This window comes from Acidobacteriota bacterium, from assembly GCA_030697165.1.
Classification (GTDB): domain Bacteria; phylum Acidobacteriota; class Vicinamibacteria; order Vicinamibacterales; family UBA2999; genus 12-FULL-67-14b.
Window position 1 is genome coordinate 190,481 of the sequence record JAUYQQ010000022.1, and the last position, 22,611, is coordinate 213,091.

A 22,611-nucleotide genomic window follows, 5' to 3' on the forward strand; every position below is an offset into this window, starting at 1 on the left:
ATGAAATGGGGCTTCAGAGTTCCGCGCCAGGTGTGGGTGGCGATGGTGGCCCTCGGGCTGCTCCTCGCACTCGGGTGGGTGGCCACGCAGAGTGGCCCGCTCGCGCCGATCCCGGTGACAGTGACGCCAGTCGTGCGGAATGATGTGGCCCCCACGCTCTTCGGCATTGGCACCGTCGAGGCCCGGCGCGCCTACCTGATCGGCCCGACCGCCGCCGGGCGCGTCAAGCGCGTGCTCGTCGACGTCGGCGACACCGTCACCGCCGGACAATTGCTGGCCGAGATGGAACCGGTGGATCTCGATACCCGAGTGGCGGCCACTTCGGCAGCGGCCGATCGGGGCCGGAGCGCCGTCACCACGGCCGACGCGCAGGTCCGGGACGTCAGGAGCCGCCACACCTTTGCCGCGACCGAGGCGCGCCGGGCCGAAGCCCTGGGCGCTGCCGGCGTCACCAGTCAGAGCACCGTGGACGCGGCGCGACAGGCCGAGCAGTCCGCGGCCGCGCAACTGAGCGCCGCCGAGGCGACCCTGGCATCGGCACGCCGGGACGTCGCCCGCCTCGAGGCCGACACCGGAGGGGCGCAACAGCAGCGTAGCAACCTTCGCCTGCTCGCCCCGGTGGACGGCGTCGTCACGGCGCGTGACGCCGAACCCGGCTCCACCGTCGTCGCCGGTCAGGCCGTCCTCAGGCTGGAGGACCCTGGCAGCGTCTGGATCAGTGTGCGACTGGACCAGGCACGTTCCACGGGCTTGCGCGCCGGGTTGACCGCTCGCATCACGCGGCGCGCGGATCCTCTTAATCCGGTGAGTGGCACGGTGGTGCGCGTGGACCCCATCAGCGATGCGGTCACCGAGGAACGCATCGCGAAGGTGGCGTTCGATCGCCCGCCAGTGGGCGTGTCGAGCGGAGAGATGGCGGAGGTCACCCTCGCCCTGCCGGTCGTCAAAGACGCCGTCGTCGTGCCCAACGCCAGTCTCCGCCACCGCGGCACACAACAGGGCGTCTGGCGGTACGCAGACGGTGAGCTCGGTTTCGCGCCCGTGACCACGGGGGCGGAGGGGCTCGACGGCACCGTGCAGATTCTCGAGGGGCTTCAGGTGGGTGACGCGGTGGTCGTCTACAGCGAGCGCGACCTCGACACCGGCAGCCGCGTCACGGTCGTGCCGGCGTTGCGTGGAGCGACGCCGTGATCAGCCTGGCGGGCCGGGACATCCTGCACTCGTGGAGCAAGTTCGTCCTCACCGGTCTTGGTCTCGGGCTGCTGATCGGTGTGACCTTCACCATGGCGGGCGTCTATCGCGGCATGGTGGACGATGCCAAGGTGCTGCTCAACAACAGTGGCGCCGACCTCTGGGTCGTGCAGAAAGACACGCTCGGCCCCTACGCCGAACCGTCCAGCGTGCACGACGATGTCTATCGCAGCCTGCTCGGGATCCCGGGCGTCGCGCAGGCCGCCAACGTGACCTACCTCACCATGCAGGTCCGCCGTGGCGAGACCGACGTCCGCGCCATGGTGGTCGGCTTCGTGCCGGGCGAGCCGGGTGAACCGCGCTACCTGATCGCCGGCCGGCGCGTGACGCGCAGCCACTACGAAGCGGTGGCCGATGTGAGCGCTGGCTTCGCGGTCGGCGACCGCATTCGCATCCGGCGCCACGACTACACCGTGGTGGGCCTGACGCGGCGGATGGTGTCGTCGGGCGGCGACCCGATGGTCTTCATCCCGCTCAAGGACGCGCAGGAGGCGCAGTTCCTGAAGGACAACGACGCGATCGTGAACGAGCGTGCCCGCACGGCCGGCAATCCTTCGCTCAATCGCCCCGGTGTCCCCGGACTGCTCGACGCGATCGAGGCATCGCAGACCAGCGGCCGCACCGTCAATGCCGTGCTGGTGCGCGTGGCCATGGGCCACGACCCGGAACGCGTGGCGGCGGAACTGCGCCGGTGGAAGCACGTCGAGGCCTACACGCGGGCCCAGATGGAGGACATCCTGATCGCCAAGTTGATCGCCACTGCCTCACGACAGATCGGGATGTTCCTGGTGATCCTGACGATCGTCAGCGCCGCGATCGTGGCGTTCATCATTTACACGATGACCCTGGGGAAGATCCGGGAGATCGCGGTGCTGAAGCTGATCGGCACGCACAACTCGACCATCGCCAGCATGATCCTGCAGCAGGCGCTGTGGCTGGGCGTGATCGGGTTTGCCGTTGGCAAGATCTCGGCCACCATCTGGGGCCCGGCGTTCCCGCGCTACGTCTTGCTCGAACCCTTGGACGCGGTCATCGGCTTCGGCATTGTGATGCTCGTCTGCGTGCTCGCCAGCACGCTGGCAATTCGAGCGGCCCTGCGCGTGGACCCCGGCGCCGCGATTGGCGGCTGACATGACGGGCCTGGGCATCCAGATCGAGGGACTGAGCAAGCGCTACGGCGACGGCCCGACCGCCGTCGATGCGCTCAAGGACGTCAACATGTCGGTGGCCCCCGGTGAGGTCGTCGGGCTGATCGGTCCGAGCGGGTCGGGAAAGACGACGCTGCTCAAGTGCCTGGGTGCCGTCATCGAACCGACCCGTGGCCGCATGACCCTTGGTGGCCAGGTGATCTACGACGGCGGTTGGGAGATTGCCGATCTGCGCGTCCTGCGCCGCGACCGGATCGGCTTCATCTTCCAGGCGCCGTATCTCATCCCGTTTCTCGACGCCACCGACAACGTGGCGCTGTTGCCGATGCTGGCCGGTCAGTCCAACGCGGCTGCGAGAGCCCGTGCCCGAGAGCTGCTGGAGGCCCTCGACGTGGCCCATCGGGCCAAGGCCCTGCCCGCCGAGCTGTCTGGCGGCGAGCAGCAGCGGGTGTCGATTGCCCGGGCCCTCGCCAACCGGCCGCCGGTGATCCTGGCCGACGAGCCGACGGCGCCGCTCGACAGCGAGCGGGGCCTTGCCGTCATGCGCATCCTGCATCAACTGGCGAGCCAGTACGCCACCGCCATCATTGTCGTCACGCACGACGAGAAGATCATCCCGACCTTCAAGCGCACCTACCACATTCGTGATGGGCGAACGGTCGAGGAAGCGGGCAACGGACGGGCACTGGTCGGTGAGAGCTGATGCCATGGATGCCTTGACCGGCCTCGCCGGTGCCACAGCCGCCGGCGTGGCGCGGACGGGTGGCCAGTGGCTTGTCACAACCGTGATCGCTGTCCTCATGGGAGCCGGCCCGGCCGCGGACTCCGCTCGAGTGGCGGTGGCGTCGGACGACCTGTCGGGCTCATGGACGCTGAAGGAGAGTACCGGCAATCTGCCGGAGCAGGCGGTCCGGGTCATTGATGGACCCACAGCCACAGCTCCCGACACGATCAGAATCGAGCAGACCACCGCTTACGTGAGGGTGCGGCGCGTCAGCCAGGACGCGGCCCTGCTCCGCGTCATGTTCCTGGGGACAGGCGAGCCGGATGCCCCGACCGCGGAGGGCGCATTGCTGACCGGGCGTGCCGAATGGCGAGACCGCACGCTCGTTTCGCACGGCACGCTGGCGGTCAAGCAGGGCTTCGTCAAACGCCGCGTCACCTTTGAGGAACAGTGGCGGCTCGGAGCCGAGGGAAACACCGTGACGGTGGTCATCAGCATGAAGACACCGCTCGGTCTCAAGACCCGGACGCAGGTCTACGTCCGCGTGATCGAACAGAATGTGGCCCGGCAGTGAACGCGCGAGCCGCTACTGCTTCGGGCGCACCGGGCTGATCATGATGTGTGCGCCGGCGGTGCCACCATCCATCAGCCACGGCACACCCGGGAGGGCCTTGGTGCCAAGTCCGGTCGATTCGCCCGTGGCGTACGGGACGTAGATGACCCAGCGCGTGTAGCTGTCGGCGACCGTGCCGGTGGCGGCATCGAACGACTTGCCGGTGGTGATCGCCAGCATCCGGCCCTCGCGCGGCAACAACAGCTTCTTGTCGTCCACTTCCTTCCAGCGGATGCTGTCGCGCTGCTTGTCGTCGGTGATCCCCTGCGCGGTCAGCTCGCGCCCGCGCGCCATGAACGCATCGAGGTCCTTGTGGTAGCAGGCCACATTGAAGCCTGCGACCTTCGGGTTATCGGCCAGGCAGACCTGATCGTTGCTGCCCTCGCGCAGCGTCACGATCGTGCCGGCGGCGTCCCAGCCGAGCACCTTCGCGCCGGCCCGGCGATCCTCCGGCGCGGCCATCACGGCTCCGGCAATCTGCTCGGCCGGCGGTGGCGCTGGTTGAGCGTGGGCGGGCGAAACGAGGAACAGCAGTCCGGCAGTCAAACGGGCAATGATCACGGGTACAGACTCCATGGCCACAAGTATAACCAGTCGGTCCTTGGCCCTCGGACCTACTTCCTGCGGCGCGGCGGGATAGTCCAGTTCTCGATCGAGAGGTCGCTCACCCGCTCGAACTCGGCGGTATTGTTCGTCACCAACGTGAGGTCCAGACCCCGCGCATGGGCAGCGATGAAGAGGTCATTGGCGCCGATCATCGCGCCCTTGCGCTTGAGCTCGGCCCGGATCTCCGCGTAGTGGAGCGCAGCGTCTTCGTCGAGTGCTACCGCATCGACGTAGGGCAGGAAGGCTGCCAGTGCTGCCGCGTCCTGTGCGCGCCGAGGGGAGACTTCAACCCCGTACATCAGCTCTGCCTTCGTGACCACGGACATGCAAACGTCGCTGACGGGCACCGATTGGAGTCGCTTGAGCACCACCGGGTGCGACCGCTTCATGACGTACGAGCAGATGTCGGTATCCAGCATGAAACGGGGCATCAACGTTCCCGTTCTTGGACCGGCAGGTGCTCGACATTCTCCATGAAGGTGTCAGACGCTGCCGGAGCAGTCTCTAGGTAGGATTGCCAGTCGCGCGGCCGGGGCGAGAGAATGACGTCGTCGCCGACCTTGCGGATCAGGACCTCATCCGTGGCGAATTGAAAGTCCTTCGGCAGGCGCACCGCCTGGCTGCGGTTGGTCATGAAGACCTTCGCGGTTCGGGCCATGATCAAACTCCCAGCGAATTATGCCATATACGTATGGGATATGGCAAACCTCCCAAGCCCCAAGCCCCAAGCCCCAAGCCCCAAGCCCCAAGCTTCAAGCTTCAAGCCCCAAGCCCCAAGCCTCAGGTGAGGCTGAACGCCAGCTCGCCGAGTTTCTCGACGCTGCAGGCCACCCGGTCGCCCGGCTTGAGCCACACCTGTTCGCCCTTGGGCTTGCCGAAGATCACGCCGTGCGGCGTGCCGGTGAACATGATGTCGCCGGGCTTGATGGTCATCATCCGCGACGCGAAGCTGATCAGCTGCCGGCAGTTGAAGATCATGTCGTTGGTGTTCCAGTCCTGCCGCTGTTCGCCGTTGATCCGGCATTCGAGCCGCAGGTTATTGGGATCGCCCACCAGATCACTGGTTACCAGGTGCGGACCAAGCGGCGCGAACCCGTCGAAGGTCTTGCCGATCATGAACTGCGACGTGAGGTACTGCAGGTCGCGCGCCGAGAAGTCGTTGCCGGTGCAGTAGCCGGCCACGTAGTTGAGCGCGTCGGCCTCCGACACGTTGCGGCACTCGCGCCCGAACACGATCACCAGCTCGATCTCGTGGTCGAACTGTTTCGCCGCCGCGGTGGGCAGCACGATCGTGCCGCCGTGATGGTTCAGCGTGTTGTTGAACTTGTTGAAGAGCGTCGGATTGGCCGGGATGGGCGTGCCGGTTTCGGCGGCATGCCGCCGGTAGTTGAAGCCCATCATGATGATCTTCTCGGGACGGGTGACGAGCGGCGCATGTTGCACGGCACTCTCCTGGAGATAACGACTGGCCGGACCATCGGCCGCCGCCGCCACCAGCGTCGCCAGCATGCCGCCCTTGCCGTTCTGCAGCAGGTCGTCCGTGTCCACCGGCGCCGGCAGCTGGTACCGCGTAGCGGCCGCTGCCACATCGAGAATGCCCTTCGGCAGCTTCACGCCAAGCCTGGGCCCGGCGGCGGTGCGCAGGTTCAGCAGCGTCATGTTGCGCGGCATTTCAAAAGCACCCGTTCGCGCCGCTTCGGCCTGCGCTGTCATGGGCGCCGTCGACGCGAGCGTCGCGGTAGTGGCCGAGACCACCCCGGCGGCGGTGGACTTCAAGAACGTGCGGCGGTCTGAATACATGTCGTCTCCCTGGGCCTGGCGCCATGGCGGCGGCAGCTGCCGATGGCGGCAATTCTAGTCGAGCGAACCAGGCTTCCGAAGGCTCTTGAGACGCGCCGCAGGTCCTCGAGGATGCGGCCGGTCGCGAGCAGGACCGTGATCCCTCGCCTGCGGGCCAGCGCGATCGCGTCACGCACGGCGGGATCGAGTCGATCGTCGTGCGCCAGGGTGCCGTCGTAATCGAGCGCCAGCGAGAAGAGCTTCACGTCAAACCGTCAGGCGGTCGTTCGCCTGACATAGAGGCCACGCTCGGAGACCACCACCAACCCGGCGGCGACGAGATCGTGCAACACCCGGCGGCAGGTCGAACTGTCGAGGGCCCACAAGCGACATGCTTGAGCGAACGTGAGCCTTAGCCCGGGCATCTCCAGATACTCGCCCTGGATACGACGCACGAGACGAACGTACTGCTCCTCCGGTGGCGGAGTCGGGCGTGGGCGATGGCTGGCGACCTGTGGCGCGAGTGTGACGGGCATTGGTACTCCCCTTGAACACGACGAGACCGAACACCGCAACCGGCTTTCGGAGGTGGCTGAAAACTGCATTCCGACGCACAATAGTGGTGCTGGCGCATCCGGTCCCACCAGCCGATAATCTCGCCGGAACCCGTAGAGCTGCTCGACGGGTCGTCGTGCATGTACACGTGATCGTTGTTCGGAATATCGGAATATTGACCAAGGGTGGGGCACCTGTAGGGACTCGCGAATCACCATGACGGCCATGCCCACGCGCGGACTGTCGACAGCCGAGGCCACGTCGGGTCTGGAGACCACGGGCCCCAACTCCCTTCCAGAACCGACCCCCGACCCGTGGTGGCGACGTTTCGCCCGTCAGTTCGAGAGTCCCCTGATCTACATCCTGCTGGTGGCGTTGGTCATCGACCTCGTGATCTGGACGCTCGAAGGCGCTGACGGGCTCGCCGTCGAGAGCCTTGCGATCGGCAGCATTCTTCTACTCAACGCGGGTCTCGGCGTGTATCAGGAAGGGAAGGCCGAAGCCGCGCTGCAGCGGCTGAAGCAACTCGCCGCGTCACTGGTGTGGGTCCTGCGTGACGGCAAGCTGACCCGTCTGCCGGCCACCGAGCTCGTTCCGGGAGACGTTGTCAGGGTTGAGGCCGGTGATCGCATTGCCGCCGACGGCGTGCTGGTCGATGCCCAGGGCATTCTGGTGGACGAGTCGATCCTGACGGGCGAGTCCCTGCCCGTCGAAAAGGCGCTCGAAGACGAAGTCTTCAGCGGCACGCTGGCAGTCCGCGGACACGGCTACGTGGCCATCACGCGTACCGGCGCCAACAGCGCCATGGGCCGCCTGGCCGTCATGATCGGCGGAATCGAGGCCGGCAAGACCCCGCTCGAACAACGCCTGGGCGTGTTTGGCACGCAGGTCGCGAAGGCCGTTCTCGTGCTCGCGGTCGCGATCACGCTGGGCGGGCTTTATGTCGAGGGGCTTTCCGGCATCGGCCATGTGTTGCTGTTCGCGGTGGCGCTCGCCGTCGCCGCCGTCCCGGAGGGGCTCCCGGCGGTCTTGACGTTGGCCCTGTCGCTCGGGGTCGAGCGCATGGCGAAGCGGAAGGCGGTGGTGCGCCGGCTCTCGGCCGTGGAGGCGCTCGGGTCGGTCACGGTGATCGCCACCGACAAGACCGGCACGCTGACCGAGAACCGGATGTTCGTGAAGGACCTCGACACCGTCGACCGCGCGACGGCGCTCATGGCGATGGTCCTGGCCAACGACGCGGACCTGGTGACCGGGGCCGGCGATCCCCTCGAGCTGGCGCTGCTCGACTACGCCCGCACCGCGGGGCTGGATGCAGGGGAAATCGTCAAGCGCCATCCCCGGCGGGGACTGTTGCCCTTCGACAGCCGGCACAAATACATGCGGGTCACGGTGGACGACGGCGGCGGCCGAGTGAGCTTCCTCAAGGGTGCCCCCGAGGTCCTGCTGGCGCGCTCCGATCTGAGCAGCGCGGAGCGACGCAGCTGGGAGGAGAAGGCAGACGGCTATGCGGGCGAGGGCTTTCGGGTGCTGGCGCTCGCCACCCGTGCGGGCGACGGCGACGAGAGTCTCGAGTTCCTCGGCCTCGTCCTGCTGTGGGATCCGCCACGGCCCGAGGTGCCCGACGCGATTCGCCGAGCCCAGGCGGCCGGCATTCGGGTCGTCATGATCACCGGCGACCACCCCGCCACCGCCCTGGCCGTGGCGACTGCGGTCGGCATCCCGCCGAGCCGGGTGATGACGGGCGTCGACCTCGAGGAGTTGTCGGCAGACGAGGTGCAGCGCGCCGTGCACAGCACGAACGTCTTTGCTCGCGTCGCGCCCGAGCACAAGCTCCGGCTGGTCGAGGCGTTGCAGGCGTCCGGCGAAGTCGTGGCCATGACCGGCGACGGCGTCAACGACGCGCCGGCTCTCAAACGCGCCGATGTCGGTGTCGCGATGGGACTGCGCGGCAGCGACGTGTCCAGAGAAGTTGCGCATCTGGTGCTCCTGGACGACAACTTCGCCACGATTGTCGCGGCCATCGAGGAAGGCCGCGGCATCTACGAGAACATCCAGAAGTTCGTTCGCTTCCTGTTCTCGACCAACCTCGCGCTCGTGTTGCTGGTGGTCGGCGGCGTGGTCGGCTCGTACTTGCTGGATCTGAAGGATCCCGCCGGAGGCCTCCTGCTTCCATTGACCGCGGTGCAACTGTTGTGGATCAACATCGTGGCCGATGGCCCGCCGGCCCTGGCGCTGGCGCTCGACCGCAATCCCGGCCTGATGGCGCAGCCCCCTCGTGATCCCAAGGCGCCGCTGCTCGACCGTGCTTCGCTCCAGTTCATCGTCGTCACCGGGGTCGTCAAGGCCGCGACGGGTGGGGCGTTGCTCTTCAGCCTGCCGCTCTACGGCTTCAGCGTGGCGGTGACACGCACGCTGGTCTTTCTCTTTGAATCCATTGCCCAGCTGGTGTTCGCGTATCCCGCCCGCCACGTGCAGGTCATGCCGCTGGTCAATGGATGGCTGCACCTGGCCGTCGTGCTCGGAATCGTCCTGCAGGTGGCGACCGTGCTGGTGCCAAGCCTTCGTCTGCTCCTGGGACTCGAACCGCTGGGTGCCGACGCGTTCATCTGGGTGGGCGGTGGCGTCCTAATGACGTGGGCGGTCGCCGAGGTCGTTAGTCACGTGATGTGGCGGCGGAGTGGGGGCAGCCGCCACTGAGACAAGGTGTCTTCCGTCGAATCAATCGCCCATGGGCCACCGTGTAACGTAGAGCCAACCGACGTATAGTGGCCAGACCATGGAGTGGCTGAACTACCACCACCTGTACTACTTCTGGGTGGTGGGACGAACCGGTAGCGTCGCCGCCGCGAGTCGCGAGTTGCGCTTGACGCACCCGACCATCAGCGCTCAGATCCACCAGCTCGAAGACATCATTGGGGAGAAGCTGTTCCGGCGCGCCGGTCGAGGACTGGCCCTGACCGAGGTCGGGCAGGTCGCGTTTCGCTATGCCAACGACATCTTCGGACTGGGACGGGAGTTCATGGACGTCGTCAAGCGGCGATCGACCCCGCAGGTCATGCGGCTCGCGATTGGCGTCACCGACTTCCTGCCGAAGTCGATGGTGCAGCGGCTCCTGGAGCCCGCACTTCGGATGGACGGACCGCTGCGATTGATCTGTCGTGAGGACCGTTCGCTGACCGACTTCCTCGACGAGTTGTCGATGCATGCGCTCGATCTGGTGCTGGCCGATGCGCCGGCCGGCGTCGGTTCTCCGTTGAAGCTCTTCAATCACCTCCTCGGCGACTGTGGCACGACGATCTATGGCTCGCCGCGGCTCGCCGCGTCCCTGAAGCGGAGGTTCCCCCGCTCCTTGGACGGGGCACGGTTCCTGGTGCCCGGCGTCAACGCGGCCCTGCGGCGCGGGATCGAGCAGTGGTTCGATGCCCAGGGGATCCGGCCACAGGTGGTCGCGGAGATCGACGACAGCAGTCTGCTGCAGGTGCTGGCCGCCGGCGGTCACGGCGTGTTCGCCGGCCCCAGCGTGATGGAAGCCGACGTGCGCGCCAACTACGGGCTGCGGCCGGTGGGCGCCATCCCCTCGCTGCGCCAGCGCTTCTACGCCATCTCGGTCGAGCAGCGCTTGCGGCACCCGGGTGCGGTCGCCATCTGCCAGAATGCGCGTGACGAGTACTTCGTCTGACTACTTCACTTGATACCGCGCGAGCCAGCGGCTGGTGCCCGTGCAACTCTCGTGGCTATCAACCCGTGCTCCGAGGAGGGCGCCCATGAACCCACGTAGACTGCATCGTCCGGCCGTCGCGCCGAACATTCGAATCGCCGCCCTGGCGGCGCTGATGCTGGCGTCGGCCGTGCTGCTGCGCGGCCAGGGCGTCGCGCCGTTCCAGGACGACTTTCCCGCCGGCGAGTTCGTCGCCCGGCGCAACCAGGTCTTCGACGCCATCGGCCCGCAGGCCATTGCCCTCATCCAGGGCGCGCCCGGGGTGGACGGCTTCAAGGTCTTTCGGCAGTCCAACGAGTTCTACTACCTGAGCGGACTCGAGAGCCCGCATGCGTATCTCGTGCTCGACGGCCGGACGCGCCGCGCGATCCTCTACCTGTCGCATCGCAACGAGGCTCTCGAACGCAGCACCGGCACCGTCTGGTCGGCCGAGGACCACGCCGAGGTCAAGCGGCTCACCGGCGTGGACGATGTGGCGCCCGTGGAGTTGCTGTCGCGCCAGACCTTCAACACCATGCTGCGCGGACCGCGGCCGGTGCTGTATGTGCCTTTCAGCCCCGCCGAAGGCGAGGCGCAAAGCCGCGACGAAATGCTCGGCCACCAGGCCGGGGTCGCCGCTGACCCGTGGGACGGGCGTCCGTCGCGCGAGGCGCACTTCCTGCGCCTGCTCGACGAGCGGTATCCCTCGCTCGAGCGCCGCAACCTGACGCCGATTCTCGACGGGCTGAGAATGATCAAGAGCCCGCGCGAGATCGCGCTCATCCGGCAGGCCTCGGTGCTGGCTGGACTGGGACTGCTGGAGGCCATGAAGAGCACGCGTCCGGGCGTGTTCGAGTATCAAGTGGCCGCCGCCGCGCGGTTCACCTTCCTGGCCAACGGGTCGCGCTTCGAGGGCTACAACCCGATCGCCGGTGGTGGCACCAACGCCTGGATGGGCCATTATTCGCGCAACCTCGATCCGCTGAAGGCCGGCGACATGGTGCTGATGGATTACGCGCCCGACCTGCGGTACTACACGAGCGACGTCACCCGCATGTGGCCGGTGAGCGGCACCCATACCGAGGCGCAGCGCACGCTGGCCGACTTCATTCTCGAATACCGGACCGCGTTCTTCCGCCACATCAAACCAGGGGTGACGCCGGAGGAGGTGCTGGTGCTGGCGCGCCGCGACATGGAGCCGGTGCTGGCCCGGACCCAGTTCGCGAAAGCCACTCACCGCAAGGCGGCCGAAGAGATGCTGACGTTTCGCGGCCACCTGCAGCATCCCGTGGGCATGACGGTGCACGATCCAGGCGTGATCTGGGGGCAGCCGTTTCGCGAGGGCATGGTCTTCACCATCGACCCGATGATGTGGATCCCCGACGAGAAGCTCTACGTCAGGATGGAAGACACCATCGTCATCACGAAGGACGGCATGGAAAACTTCACGGCGTCGCTCGCGAGCACGCCGCAGGAGATCGAGGCGGTGATGCAACAGGACGGGCTGCTGGCGCGAGTTCCGCGACTGCGGTAGGCCGGCGGAGGCGTGACAGTGGTTCAACGATTCAGAGAGGACGACAGCATGCGCGCGTGTCTCAGTTTGCAGATTGTTCTTGGCCTCGCCGTGTTGGCGCTGGTCAGTGGCTGCCAAGGTGCGGATTCAGTCGCCAGGCAACCCCAGGAAGGGGTTGCCTCCACCAACCTTGACGACCCGGGTGTCCGCTCCGCGCTCGACGCGATCAAGGGCGACCTCATCAAGCAGCACATGAGCACGCTGGCCGACGATGCGCTCGAGGGGCGGGGGTTGGGGACGGCGGGGTACGACAAGGCGCTCGACTACGTCGAGACCACGCTGAAGTCCTACGGCGTCGAGCCCGCGGGCGAGAACGGCGGATTCCGGCAGCGCGTGCCGCTCCGGAACAGCTCGGTGGTTGAGGGCGCGAGCTTCCTGAAGGTGACCTCGAAGGCCGGCACCAAAACGCTCGCCTACGGCGTCGACTACATGCTCGCGCCCGATCACTTGCGCGAGAAGGTCACGATTGATGACGCGCCGGTCGCGTTTGTCGGCTACGGCGTCAGCGCGCCGGCGCTTGGCTACGACGACTACGCGGGCGCCGGTACCCTGGCCGGCAAGGTGGTGGTGTACCTCAGCGGCGCGCCGGCCAGCTTGCCGAGCAACGAACGCGCCTACTACTCGTCGGGAGCGGTGAAGGATGCCGAGGCCGTGAAGCGCGGGGCCATTGGCACCATCAGCTTCACCTCGCCCGACGATCCGCGTTTCCGCTGGGATGTCAGCGTCGCCACCAGCAAGCAGGGCAGCTTCGCCTGGGTCAATGCGCAGGGCCAGCCCAGCCGCGGCGATGCGGCGTTACGCGGGTCGGCATCCCTGAACCATTCGGGCGCGGCGGCCCTGTTTACCGGTGCGCCTACGCCTCTGGCGGAGATCTTCAAGACCGCAGCCGCGAGCAAGCCGCAGGCGTTCGACCTGGCCACCCGCGTCTCCATCGCCACCAGCAGCACCCGCAAGGACATCGACAGCGCGAACCTGGTCGGACGCGTCAAGGGCAGCGATCCCCAACTGCAGGCCGAGCACGTGGTCTATATCGCCCACGTCGATCACTTCGGTCGCGGCGTCGCGATGAACGGCGACGACATCTACAACGGCGCGCACGACAACGCGTCCGGTGTGGCGGTGGTGCTGGAGATCGCTCATGCCGCGGCGACGCTGCCGACCAGGAGCCGGCGCTCGGCGCTGTTCCTGTTCGTGACCGCCGAGGAGCGGGGCCTGCTGGGCTCCGACTACTTCGCGCGCCACCCGACGGTGCCGCGCGAATCGATCGTGGCCGACATGACGCTCGACATGCCGTTCCTGTTCCACCCGCTGCTCGACATCGTGCCCTACGGCGCGCAGCACTCGTCGCTGATGGCGCCGGTCACGAAGGCGGCGCAGCACCTGGGAATTGCCCTGGCGGAGGACCCGATTCCCGAGCAGGTGCTGTTCATCCGCAGCGACCACTTCAGCTTCGTGCGGCAGGGCGTTCCGTCGCTGTTCATCAAGAGCGGATTCACGACCGGCGACCCGGCGCGGGATGGCGGGCAGATCAACGCGGCGTATCGCCGCGACGTGTATCACAAGCCCAATGACGACATGAACCAGGCCTTCGACTTCGAGGCCGGTGCGGCGCACGCGCGGCTCAACTTCCTGACCGGCTGGCTGGTGGCGCAGGAGACGGCGCGGCCGACGTGGAACCCGGGCGATTTCTTCGGCCAGTTGTTTAGCGCGGCGGCGCGCTAGAAGACCGGACGAGACGTGCCTCGAGCCTCGAGGCACGTCTCGCGTCACCACTTAGTTCACGTCGAAGCGATCGAGGTTCATGACCTTGTGCCATGCCGCCACGAAGTCGCGCACGAACTTCTCCTTCGCATCGTCTGACGCGTAGACCTCGGCCAGGGCGCGCAGCTCCGAGTTCGAGCCGAACGCCAGGTCAACCGGGGTCGCCGTCCACTTCACCTTGCCGGTCGCGCGATCGACACCCTCGTAGAGGCCGTCAGTCGAGGCCGACTTGGTCCACTTGGTGGACATGTCGAGCAGGTTCACGAAGAAGTCGTTGCTCAAGGTTCCGGGCCGGCTGGTGAAGACGCCGTGGGCCGCCTGGCCGGCGTTGGCGTTCAGCACGCGCATGCCGCCGACCAGCACCGTCATCTCGGGCGCCGACAAGCTCAGCATGCTGGCCCGATCGATCAGCAGTTCCGCCGGCGACTGGCGCTGGCCGGGGCCGTAGTAGTTCCGGAACCCGTCGGCGGTGGGTTCGAGCGGCGCAAACGAGGGCACGTCGGTCTGCGCGTCCGACGCGTCGGCGCGTCCCGGCGTGAACGGCGCGGTGATCGTCACGCCGGCATTCTTCGCGGCCTGCTCAATCGCCGCGCTGCCGCCGAGCACGATCAGGTCCGCGAGCGACACCTGCTGCTTGCCCTTGTTGAAGCCCGCCTGGATCCCTTCGAGCGTCTTCACTACCTTTGCCAGCTCGGCGGGATTGTTGACGACCCAGTCCTTTTGCGGCGCGAGACGAACGCGCGCGCCGTTGGCGCCACCACGCATGTCGGTGTTGCGGAAGGTGACCGCCGATGCCCACGCCGTCCGGACCAGCTCCGGAACGGTCAGGCCCGACTTCAGGATCTGGGCCTTCAGCTGCGCCACGTCCTTCACGTCGATCGGCCGCTCAATCCTGGGGAGCGGGTCCTGCCAGATCAGATCCTCGCGCGGGACCTCCGGACCGAGGTAGCGGGCCCGCGGACCGAGGTCGCGGTGCGTCAGCTTGAACCACGCCTTGGCAAACGCCAGCCGGTACGCCTCCGGGTTTTCCTGGAAGCGCTTCGCGATCTTCCCGTAGCTCGGGTCGAACCGCAGCGCCAGGTCGGTGGTGAACATGATCGGCGCATGCCGCTTCGAGGGGTCGTGCGCATCCGGCACGAGGGTCGCGCCCTGGCCGTTCGCCGGAATCCACTGCGTCGCGCCGGCGGGGCTCTTGGTCTGCACCCAATCCCAGGCGAAGAGGTTGGTCAGGTACTCCGAGGTCCACGAAATCGGCCGCGACGTCCAGGCGCCTTCAAGGCCGCTCGTCACCGTGTCGCCGGCGTTGCCCTTGCCGCACTTGTTCTCCCAGCCGAGGCCCTGACCCTCGATGCCCACCGCCGCCGGCTCGGGGCCCACGCATTTGTCTGGCGCATACGCGCCGTGCGCCTTGCCGAAGGTGTGTCCGCCGGCAATCAGCGCCACCGTCTCTTCGTCGTTCATCGCCATGCGGCCAAAGGCCTCGCGGATGTCGCGGGCAGCGGCCAGCGGATCAGGCTTGCCGTTCGGGCCCTCGGGATTGACGTAGATCAGCCCCATCTGCACGGCGGCCAGCGGGTTGGCCAGCATCCGGTCGCCGGTGTGGCGTTCGTCGGCCAGCCACTTCTTCTCGGGACCCCAGTCCACCAGCTCCGGCTCCCATTCGTCCTCGCGGCCGCCGGCAAAGCCAAAGGTCTTGAAGCCCATCGATTCGAGCGAGACGTTGCCGGCCAGCACCATCAAGTCGGCCCAGGAGAGCTTCTGACCGTACTTTTGCTTGACCGGCCACAGCAGCCGCCGCGCCTTGTCGAGGTTGGCGTTGTCGGGCCAGCTGTTGAGCGGCTCGAAGCGCTGCTGGCCGCCGCCGGCGCCGCCGCGGCCGTCGGACACGCGGTAGGTGCCGGCACTGTGCCAGGCCATGCGGATGAAGAACGGACCGTAGTGGCCGTAGTCGGCCGGCCACCAGGGCTGCGAGGTGGTCAGGACCTTGGCGATGTCCTGCTTGACCGCGGCCAGGTCGAGGCTGGCAAACGCCTTCGCATAGTCGAACTGATCGCCCAGTGGGTTGGATTTGGCGGCGTGCTGTCGCAGCGGCGACAGGTCAAGCTGGTCGGGCCACCAGAACTGGTTGGGCTTGGGCTCGCCCTGGGCATACACGGTATGCGTGGACACGAGCGGGAGCGCTGCCACCGCGCAAGCGGCGAGCAGGGTAATCAGGCGCTTCTTCATGGACTCTCTCCTGGCGCGAACGAAAGTTCGTACACTACCAACGGTAGAGGCGCGCGAAGAATAGGTCTAAGGCTTTGATACGATTGCTGCCATAGGCTCGGCCTATTCCTTATCCGGAGAGGTTTCAGACCGATGGAGATGCACCAGCTGCGCTACTTCGCCAAGGTGGCCGAGCTCGGCAACGTGACCCGCGCGGCCGAGGCCTGCCACGTCTCGCAGCCGTCGCTCAGCCAGCAGATTGCCAAGCTCGAGCGCGAACTCGGCCAGCCGCTGCTCGAGCGCCTGGGCCGCGGGGTGCGGCTGACCGAGGCCGGCCGGCTCTTCAGGCGCTACGCCGACCAGATCCTCAGCCTGACCGAGGACGCCCGCACCCGCGTGGCCGACACCCCGGACTCCGGCCGCATCGTCCTGGCCGCAATCCCCACGATCGCGCCGTACTTCCTGCCCGCGTTGCTGACCCGCTTCGCGAAGGAATGCCCGCAGGCGCAAGTTGAAATCGTCGAAGACACCACCAGCAACATCCTGCGACTGCTCGCCGAAGGCGATGCCGACCTGGCGATCGTGGCGTTGCCGATCCAAGCCGAACACGTGCACACGAAGACGCTGTTCACCGAAGAACTGCTGGCCGTGCTGCCGAGCCGGCATCCGCTCGCGAAGAAGCCGAAGCTGGGCTTGAAGGACCTGGCGTCCGAACCGTTCGTGGTCCTGAACGAGGCGCACTGCCTCACCCGGAACACGATGAGCTTCTGCGAGCGGCATGCGGTATCGACCTTGATTACCGCGAAGAGCCACCAACTGCTGACCGTGCTGGAGCTGGTGCGGCTGGGACTGGGCGTGTCGTTGATCCCGGCGATGGCGGTACCCAAGGGGCGCGATCGCGGCCGCGTCTACCGGTCGCTCGGTGGTGACAAGCCATCGCGGACCGTCGCGCTTGCCTGGAACCGGATGCACTACCAGACCCAACTGTTCAAGCGGTTCGTGCAGTTTCTCTCGGAGCCTTCGGGCTGAACAGGTAAGCTCTTCCTGTGAGGACGATATGGCCCGGCCCAAAGAATTCCACGTTCTAGTTGCCTCTGATGGTTCCTTGTCGGCGACGGCGGCGGTGGTGAGCGCGCGGCGCTTCCCCTGGCCCGAGGCGACGCGGGCCTTCGTCGCCATTGCACGAGGGCGCGATGACCACCAGGCCCGCCCATCGGTGCGCGCCAGCCTGGATCGAGCGGCCGAGATCGTGGCCGAGAGCACGGTCGAAGCGCTGCGCGGGCGCTGGCCGGACGTTCGGGCCAAGGTCATCCCAGGACTGCCGGTCGATGCGATTGTCACGCGCGCGAAGGCGGTAGGCGCCGATGTGATCGTGCTCGGGTGGCGCGGGCACGGCGCGGTCCGGCGCTTGATGGCCGGCAGCGTTTCTCGTGGTGTCGTTCGCAGCGCACCGTGCTCGGTGCTGGTCGTGAGGCGCGCGGTGTCGCAGATCCAGAACGTCGTGATTGGGTTTGACGGCTCAGCACCGGCGAGGCGCGCCGTCGACCTGGTGGCCCGCCTGCAAGTGCCCACGGGCGGCCGCGTCACGCTGGTTACCGCTGCCGACACCATGCGGGCGACGTCGAACAGCCTGCTGCCCGCGGATGTCCGCGGTGAGGTCGCGGCCGAAGTGGCGCGCATCAACCGGCGCCGGCTCGCCACCGCGCGCGCGCAACTGGCCACCGCCGGCAACACGCTTCGGGCGGCCGGCTGGAAGACGCAGGCGCGGATCACCACGCTCGACCCGTTGAAGAGCCTGCTGGCGGCGGTGTCTGACACGGATGCGACCCTGCTGGTGGTGGGTGCCAGAGGCGTGACGGGCCTCAAGCGACTGTTGCTGGGCAGCGTCGCCGAGGGCGCACTGGACCGCAGTCCGGCGCCGGTCTTGATCGTGCGGTGACGGACCGCACTTCTGTACGGAGTTGAAGGCAGGGAGGGATGCGATGACCAACAAAGTGGCAATCGTCACCGGCGGTGGCTCTGGACTCGGTGAAGCGATCGGCAAGATGCTTGGTGCGCGCGGGGTCAAGGTCGTGCTCACGGACATCAACCTGAAGGGCGCCGAGCGGGTCGCGGGCGAGATCCAGTCGGCTGGCGGCACCGCCAGCGCCGTCCAGCACGACACGGCCCGACCCGAAGACTCCGAGCGGATCGTGAACTACGCGCTCGACGCCTACGGCGCGCTTCACTATGCCGTCAACAATGCCGGCATCGGCGGCGCACAGGCGCCGGCCGGTGAAGTGGATCTGGCGGATTGGCAGCGCGTGATCAACATCAACCTGAACGGTGTGCTCTACGGCATGCGCTACCAGATTCCGGCCATGCTCACGACCGGTGCGGCCGAGTGCGCCATCGTCAACATGGCATCCATTCATGGCACCGTGGCGGCCATCGGCAATGGCGCGTACACCGCCGCGAAGCACGGGGTGGTCGGGCTCACGAAGAACGCCGCCGCCGAGTACGGCCCCAAGGGACTGCGCGTGAACTGCGTCGGCCCCGCGTACATCGAGACGCCGCTGCTCGCGGGCCTGCCCGCTGAGATGAAGGCCGGACTGGTCGCCAGGCATCCGCTCGGGCGGCTGGGACGGCCGGATGAAGTCGCGCCGCTCGTGTGTTTCCTGCTCTCGAGCGAGGCCTCCTTCATTACTGGCGGGTACTACCTCGTCGACGGGGGATACACGGCGGTCTGAACCCTGTCATAGTGGACAGCCCACGTGCCCACCCCCTTGATCGACTCCGAAGACCTGTTTCGCCTGGTCCAGTTCTTCGACATCCTCGCGGCGGTGGTGTTTGCCGTCTCCGGCTCGCTCGTCGCGTCGCGCAAGGGCATGGACGTGATGGGGTTCATGTGGTTCGCCGTCATCACCGGTGTCGGCGGCGGCACCGTCCGGGACCTGATCCTGGACGTGCCGGTGTTCTGGGTCCAGAACCCGGTCCACGTCACGGCCTGTCTCGTCACCGCGGTCGTGATGCACTTCGTGGCGCCGCGGGTCGAGTCACGCTACCGGACCTACCTCTGGTTCGATGCCTTCGGCCTGGCGCTCGTCACCATCGCCGGAACCGTCAAGGCGGCGGATGTCGGCGCGCCGGCGCTGGTGGCGATCGCGATGGGCGCGGTTACCGGCTCGGTCGGTGGCATCATTCGCGACACCATCGGTCACGTCCCGTCGATCCTGCTGGGCCACGAGATCTACATCACCGCCTCGGTGCTGGGTGCCTGTACCTACGTCGCGCTGAATGGAGCGGGCGTGGATCGCCTGGCCGCCATGATCGCCGGCTTCGCGGCGGTCTTCACCGTGCGAGGCCTGGCGATCTGGTACGGGTGGACGTTGCCGGTATTCCGGGAATCGACCAAGCGGGAGCGTTGGAAGAGCCCCTCGCAGGAGGCCCGGGGAGACTAGCGGCGATCAGGCCGCGGCCGCGAGCCGGGCCCCGTCGCGGACGGGCCCCCCGGCTCCGTTGGCGCGTGGCGGAACTGCGAGCACTGGACGTCCAGCGGTCCGCATCACGCGGGCGGTCGTCGATCCGAAGACCAGCCGTCCGATGGCGCTACGGTCCGTGACGGCCATCAGGATCAGATCGGCATTGGTTTCGTTCGCCACGCGCGAAATCGCCGCGGCCGTGTGGCCGGTCACCACGCGGGCATGAACACGACCTGAGGTCGAGGCATTCGCCGGGATGATCGCCGGGATTCGGCGCCACGCGTCGCGGGCGAGTTGCCGTTGATACTCCGGCTCCATCAAGTGATACGCATAGCGCGAAACGCTCTCGGGTGGCACACTGGGCAGCACGTGCACCACGGTGACCCGGCTGGTCCCCTTCGCCATGGCGAGTGCTCGTTCGACGGCCTCGCTCGAGCCCTTGCCGAAGTCAACCGCCACCAGGATGTTCTTGAACGGCGCCGTCGCGTCGGTCACCTGGTCGGACGCCGCCGGCACGACCAGGACGGGTTGGGTCGCTGCGAAGGCTACCGTCTCGGCCACCGATCCGAACCGGAACCGGTCGAATGCCGATCGCGCGCTCGTCCCCAACACGATCAGATCGGGCCGCCGCGCGCTCGCGTGGAGCAGGATCACGCCGGCCGGATCGCCGTGCTGCACGCTGACCTTGAAGCGCACCCCGGCCGCTTGCGCGGCGGCGCGCAACGAGGCGACGAGCGCGGTGCGCTCGCGCGCCTCCCATCCGAATCCCCGGTCGGTCGGCACGGCGTGGACGGCCGTGAGTTCGGCGTCATGCACGCGGCTGAGCGCGACGGCGTGATCGAAGGCCGCCCGCGCGGGCTTCGAGAAATCGACGGCGGTCATTACACGATGAAGCGTGGTCACGATCGGGCTCCTTTCGGACGACTGGGTTTCCTTGATGCCGTTCACGGCCTAGCCCTCCCGGTTCGGCGACGTCCCGGCGCCGAGGGCGCGCGTTCGCAGAAACGTCAACTCGCTCGCCTTGTCGCCGAGCGTCGCCGCGGCTTCCCGCCACAGCGTGGCCGCTTCGACGTGCGGGCACTCGTCGTTACAGAGGTCGGCGGTCGGATTCAAGCGCAGGCGGCGCTCGTGGTTCACCATCGCGTCGTGCCACGCCACCAGGCGGGCGCGCAACGAGTCGGCGTCGGTGGTGTCATTTCCCAAACCGGCAATGGCATACGGACTCATCTCTAATCACCTCGTGCGGCACCGCGTGCCGCTGGCTGAAACGTTCGAACCGCGTTAGTCAGAGTGGTCCGCGCAGCTGTACGCTTGCCCACCTCCGCGTATACCGCGGCAGGTGGGCGAGTCAGGTTGGACCGGGTGCTGTTGCCGTTAGGTACGGCGGGTGGAACAGGCGGTGTCGCTGCCGACACCGCCCCCGCAAAGGCTGGTGTCGGGCATTCTCGTGATGGGCAGCGACATGATTGATGCTCTGCCACATACACAGCAAGTTGCGGGCCAGCCTGAATCAGGCTGAATCAGGCTGATTCCCGGTCGAGGAGGCTTTCACTTTGAAACGAGCGTTTCCATTTGCAATGTCCGGCCCAGAGCCACAGGCTGGTCTGGCGCGTTTCGCCAGGCCGTCCTGGCCGGCTGCGAACGGGTCGTCGGGTACGGGAACAGATCGGCGAGCGACTTTCTGACGCCCGGCGAGATGTTCATGACGACGTGGCCGCGATGAAGTTGACCGGGATGGGTCAACCCGCACGCGTGCGTGATCATCTGCAGGTCGCGCTCGAGCGCCAGCGCGTAGTTGCCGACCCTGACGCCCTTGTCCGCCGGATCCAGTCCCGATTGCAGCCACTGGTTTTGCGTGGTGACACCTGCCGGGCAGGTGTTGGTGTGGCAGCGCAGCGCCTGGATGCAGCCAATCGAGAACAGGAACCCGCGACCGATGTGAACGAGATCCGCGCCGAGCGCGAGATGCGTGGCGACGTCGCCGCCGGTCGCGATCTTGCCCGAGGCGATCAGGGCAATGTCGTGGCGTAATCCTTCGCGACGAAGCGCGTTGTCGACGGCAATGAGCGCGTCGACCAGGGGCAGGCCGACGTAGTCGGCCAACGCCAGCGGCGCAGAGCCGGAGCCGCCCTCGTTGCCGTCGACGGCGATGAAGTCGGGGCCATCGCCGCGCTGGCGAATCTCGCGGCACAGCTCGTCGACTTCAGCGGCGGCGCCCACCACCATCTTGAGTCCGACGGGTTTTCCCGTCAGCCGCCGAACCCGCTCGATGAAGTCCAGCAGCGACGCGGCATCGTCAAATTCTTCGAAGCGGTTCGGTGACTGGCAGTCGATACCCATGGGGATGCCGCGAATCTCGGCGATCTCCCTGGTGATCTTCTCCTTCGGCAGCATCCCGCCTTTCCCGGGCTTGGCGCCCTGGGCCAGCTTGATCTCCACCATCTTCACCTGCGGCAGCGCCAGGATCGCGGCGGCCTTGGCGTCGTCGAATCGGCCGTCGGGTGTGCGGCAGCCGAACTTCGCCGGCCCAATCTGGTACAGGATGTCGGCGCCGCCCTCCACGTGATAGGGCGAGAGCGAGCCCTCGCCGGTGCTCATGTAGGCCTCCGCCATCCGGGCGCCCCTCGAGAGCGCGCGGACCGCGTTGGGCGAGAGGGCGCCGTAGCTCATGCCCGAGATGTTGGCGAATCGCCGGGGCTGGTAGGGCTGCGCCCGCTTCGCGCCGATCAGTCTCGGACGCGGCAAATCGGCCCCGGTCGCATCGGCGGACTTGAGGGTTGGGTACAGCGACGGCACGATGTGCATCCGCCCCGGTTCGTTGTGATCAACCTGGGAGCCGAATCCAATCAGGTTGTTTTGCCCCTTGGCAGACGCGTAGACCCACGACCGCGTGACACGGTTGTACGGCCGCTCTTCGCGGTCACCCGCAAAGAAATATTGCCGCAGCGGCGGCCCCATCTCCTCGAGGAAGTAGCGGAGGTGACCGATCACCGGGAAGTTTCGCGTCACCGCGTGGCGGCGCTGCGTCAGATCGCGAACCGCGATCGCGGCCACACCGAAAACAAGAACGCCGAGCGCCACCCACATCATGTTCACGACCCATCACAAAGCAACATTTGTTCCATCAAGTTCTGTGATGAATGTGGGGTTGCGCGGTAGTCGGCGGGCGCTTTCAAGACGAATCGCGGCATTTCAAGTTGAAATCTCAGACGCCACCGGCGCCGTTCCCGGCGATATG

22 protein-coding genes are annotated in these 22,611 nt (G+C 67.1%); 12 read left to right on the top strand and 10 right to left on the bottom strand.

All coding sequences use genetic code 11. From position 1 onward, the window contains the following. Genes Q8T13_20480 through Q8T13_20495 form a run of 4 tightly spaced genes read left to right on the top strand, consistent with a single transcriptional unit; the run spans nucleotide 1 to nucleotide 3,697 of the window. On the top strand, nucleotides 1-1,191 hold the full coding sequence (locus Q8T13_20480) for an efflux RND transporter periplasmic adaptor subunit (protein MDP3720146.1): 1,191 nt from the start codon (nucleotides 1-3) through the stop codon (nucleotides 1,189-1,191). Beyond that, the gene (locus Q8T13_20485; protein MDP3720147.1) at nucleotides 1,188-2,381 is read left to right on the top strand and encodes an ABC transporter permease; all 1,194 of its coding nucleotides are present in this window, start codon (nucleotides 1,188-1,190) and stop codon (nucleotides 2,379-2,381) included. Before Q8T13_20480 ends, Q8T13_20485 begins: the two co-directional genes overlap by 4 nt. A 1-nt stretch (nucleotide 2,382) precedes the next feature. Further along, nucleotides 2,383-3,102 (top strand): ABC transporter ATP-binding protein, encoded by a 720-nt coding sequence (locus Q8T13_20490; GenBank protein MDP3720148.1) that lies wholly within the window; start codon nucleotides 2,383-2,385, stop codon nucleotides 3,100-3,102. 4 nt (nucleotides 3,103-3,106) lie between these two features. Beyond that, nucleotides 3,107-3,697 (top strand): hypothetical protein, encoded by a 591-nt coding sequence (locus Q8T13_20495; protein ID MDP3720149.1) that lies wholly within the window; start codon nucleotides 3,107-3,109, stop codon nucleotides 3,695-3,697. Nucleotides 3,698-3,709: 12 nt separating this feature from the next. Here the strand turns inward: Q8T13_20495 and Q8T13_20500 are convergent, their stop codons facing one another. The 6 genes from Q8T13_20500 to Q8T13_20525 form a co-directional block, all read right to left on the bottom strand. Beyond that, on the bottom strand, nucleotides 3,710-4,312 hold the full coding sequence (locus Q8T13_20500; GenBank protein MDP3720150.1) for a hypothetical protein: 603 nt from the start codon (nucleotides 4,310-4,312) through the stop codon (nucleotides 3,710-3,712). 38 nt (nucleotides 4,313-4,350) lie between these two features. Beyond that, nucleotides 4,351-4,761 (bottom strand): type II toxin-antitoxin system VapC family toxin, encoded by a 411-nt coding sequence (locus tag Q8T13_20505; GenBank protein MDP3720151.1) that lies wholly within the window; start codon nucleotides 4,759-4,761, stop codon nucleotides 4,351-4,353. Between the two features lie 11 nt (nucleotides 4,762-4,772). Then, nucleotides 4,773-5,000, bottom strand: a complete 228-nt coding sequence (vapB, locus tag Q8T13_20510; GenBank protein MDP3720152.1) for a type II toxin-antitoxin system VapB family antitoxin — start codon at nucleotides 4,998-5,000, stop codon at nucleotides 4,773-4,775. Nucleotides 5,001-5,122: 122 nt separating this feature from the next. Beyond that, nucleotides 5,123-6,142, bottom strand: a complete 1,020-nt coding sequence (locus Q8T13_20515; GenBank protein ID MDP3720153.1) for a fumarylacetoacetate hydrolase family protein — start codon at nucleotides 6,140-6,142, stop codon at nucleotides 5,123-5,125. Then, nucleotides 6,115-6,387, bottom strand: coding sequence for an HAD hydrolase family protein (locus tag Q8T13_20520; protein MDP3720154.1), 273 nt, complete (start codon nucleotides 6,385-6,387; stop codon nucleotides 6,115-6,117). The genes Q8T13_20515 and Q8T13_20520 overlap by 28 nt, the downstream gene beginning before the upstream one ends. 9 nt (nucleotides 6,388-6,396) lie before the next feature. Then, nucleotides 6,397-6,657: a hypothetical protein gene (locus tag Q8T13_20525; GenBank protein ID MDP3720155.1), complete on the bottom strand. Its 261-nt coding sequence runs from the start codon at nucleotides 6,655-6,657 to the stop codon at nucleotides 6,397-6,399. A gap of 244 nt (nucleotides 6,658-6,901) precedes the next feature. On the opposite strand from Q8T13_20525, the gene Q8T13_20530 reads away from it, so the two are divergent. The 4 genes from Q8T13_20530 (at nucleotide 6,902) to Q8T13_20545 (ending at nucleotide 13,668) form a co-directional block, all read left to right on the top strand. Then, complete coding sequence (locus tag Q8T13_20530; GenBank protein ID MDP3720156.1) at nucleotides 6,902-9,373, top strand: HAD-IC family P-type ATPase; 2,472 nt, start codon at nucleotides 6,902-6,904, stop codon at nucleotides 9,371-9,373. Between the two features lie 79 nt (nucleotides 9,374-9,452). Then, entirely contained in the window at nucleotides 9,453-10,355 is a 903-nt protein-coding gene (gene nhaR / locus Q8T13_20535) for a transcriptional activator NhaR (GenBank protein MDP3720157.1), read from the top strand. 85 nt (nucleotides 10,356-10,440) lie between these two features. Continuing rightward, the gene (locus Q8T13_20540) at nucleotides 10,441-11,907 is read left to right on the top strand and encodes a Xaa-Pro peptidase family protein (GenBank protein ID MDP3720158.1); all 1,467 of its coding nucleotides are present in this window, start codon (nucleotides 10,441-10,443) and stop codon (nucleotides 11,905-11,907) included. A 48-nt stretch (nucleotides 11,908-11,955) separates the two neighbouring features. Beyond that, nucleotides 11,956-13,668: a M28 family metallopeptidase gene (locus tag Q8T13_20545; GenBank protein ID MDP3720159.1), complete on the top strand. Its 1,713-nt coding sequence runs from the start codon at nucleotides 11,956-11,958 to the stop codon at nucleotides 13,666-13,668. Between the two features lie 51 nt (nucleotides 13,669-13,719). Here Q8T13_20545 and katG read toward each other — a convergent pair whose 3' ends face one another. After that, the gene (gene katG, locus Q8T13_20550) at nucleotides 13,720-15,933 is read right to left on the bottom strand and encodes a catalase/peroxidase HPI (protein ID MDP3720160.1); all 2,214 of its coding nucleotides are present in this window, start codon (nucleotides 15,931-15,933) and stop codon (nucleotides 13,720-13,722) included. A gap of 132 nt (nucleotides 15,934-16,065) precedes the next feature. Between katG and Q8T13_20555 the strand changes: the two genes are divergently transcribed. From Q8T13_20555 to Q8T13_20570, 4 genes are read left to right on the top strand one after another with little or no spacing between them, the layout of a single operon-like run. Beyond that, on the top strand, nucleotides 16,066-16,941 hold the full coding sequence (locus tag Q8T13_20555; GenBank protein ID MDP3720161.1) for a LysR family transcriptional regulator: 876 nt from the start codon (nucleotides 16,066-16,068) through the stop codon (nucleotides 16,939-16,941). A gap of 28 nt (nucleotides 16,942-16,969) precedes the next feature. Next, nucleotides 16,970-17,851 carry a universal stress protein gene (locus tag Q8T13_20560; protein MDP3720162.1) on the top strand — a complete coding sequence of 294 codons (882 nt, stop codon included), beginning with the start codon at nucleotides 16,970-16,972 and terminating at the stop codon, nucleotides 17,849-17,851. A gap of 43 nt (nucleotides 17,852-17,894) precedes the next feature. After that, on the top strand, nucleotides 17,895-18,641 hold the full coding sequence (locus Q8T13_20565) for a glucose 1-dehydrogenase (protein ID MDP3720163.1): 747 nt from the start codon (nucleotides 17,895-17,897) through the stop codon (nucleotides 18,639-18,641). A 24-nt stretch (nucleotides 18,642-18,665) separates the two neighbouring features. Then, nucleotides 18,666-19,352, top strand: a complete 687-nt coding sequence (locus Q8T13_20570; protein ID MDP3720164.1) for a trimeric intracellular cation channel family protein — start codon at nucleotides 18,666-18,668, stop codon at nucleotides 19,350-19,352. A gap of 6 nt (nucleotides 19,353-19,358) precedes the next feature. Here Q8T13_20570 and Q8T13_20575 read toward each other — a convergent pair whose 3' ends face one another. The 3 genes from Q8T13_20575 to Q8T13_20585 form a co-directional block, all read right to left on the bottom strand. Next, entirely contained in the window at nucleotides 19,359-20,255 is an 897-nt protein-coding gene (locus Q8T13_20575; protein ID MDP3720165.1) for a universal stress protein, read from the bottom strand. A 69-nt stretch (nucleotides 20,256-20,324) separates the two neighbouring features. Then, complete coding sequence (locus Q8T13_20580) at nucleotides 20,325-20,600, bottom strand: hypothetical protein (GenBank protein ID MDP3720166.1); 276 nt, start codon at nucleotides 20,598-20,600, stop codon at nucleotides 20,325-20,327. A gap of 321 nt (nucleotides 20,601-20,921) precedes the next feature. Further along, entirely contained in the window at nucleotides 20,922-22,463 is a 1,542-nt protein-coding gene (locus Q8T13_20585) for an FMN-binding glutamate synthase family protein (protein ID MDP3720167.1), read from the bottom strand. Nucleotides 22,464-22,611 lie beyond the last annotated feature (148 nt).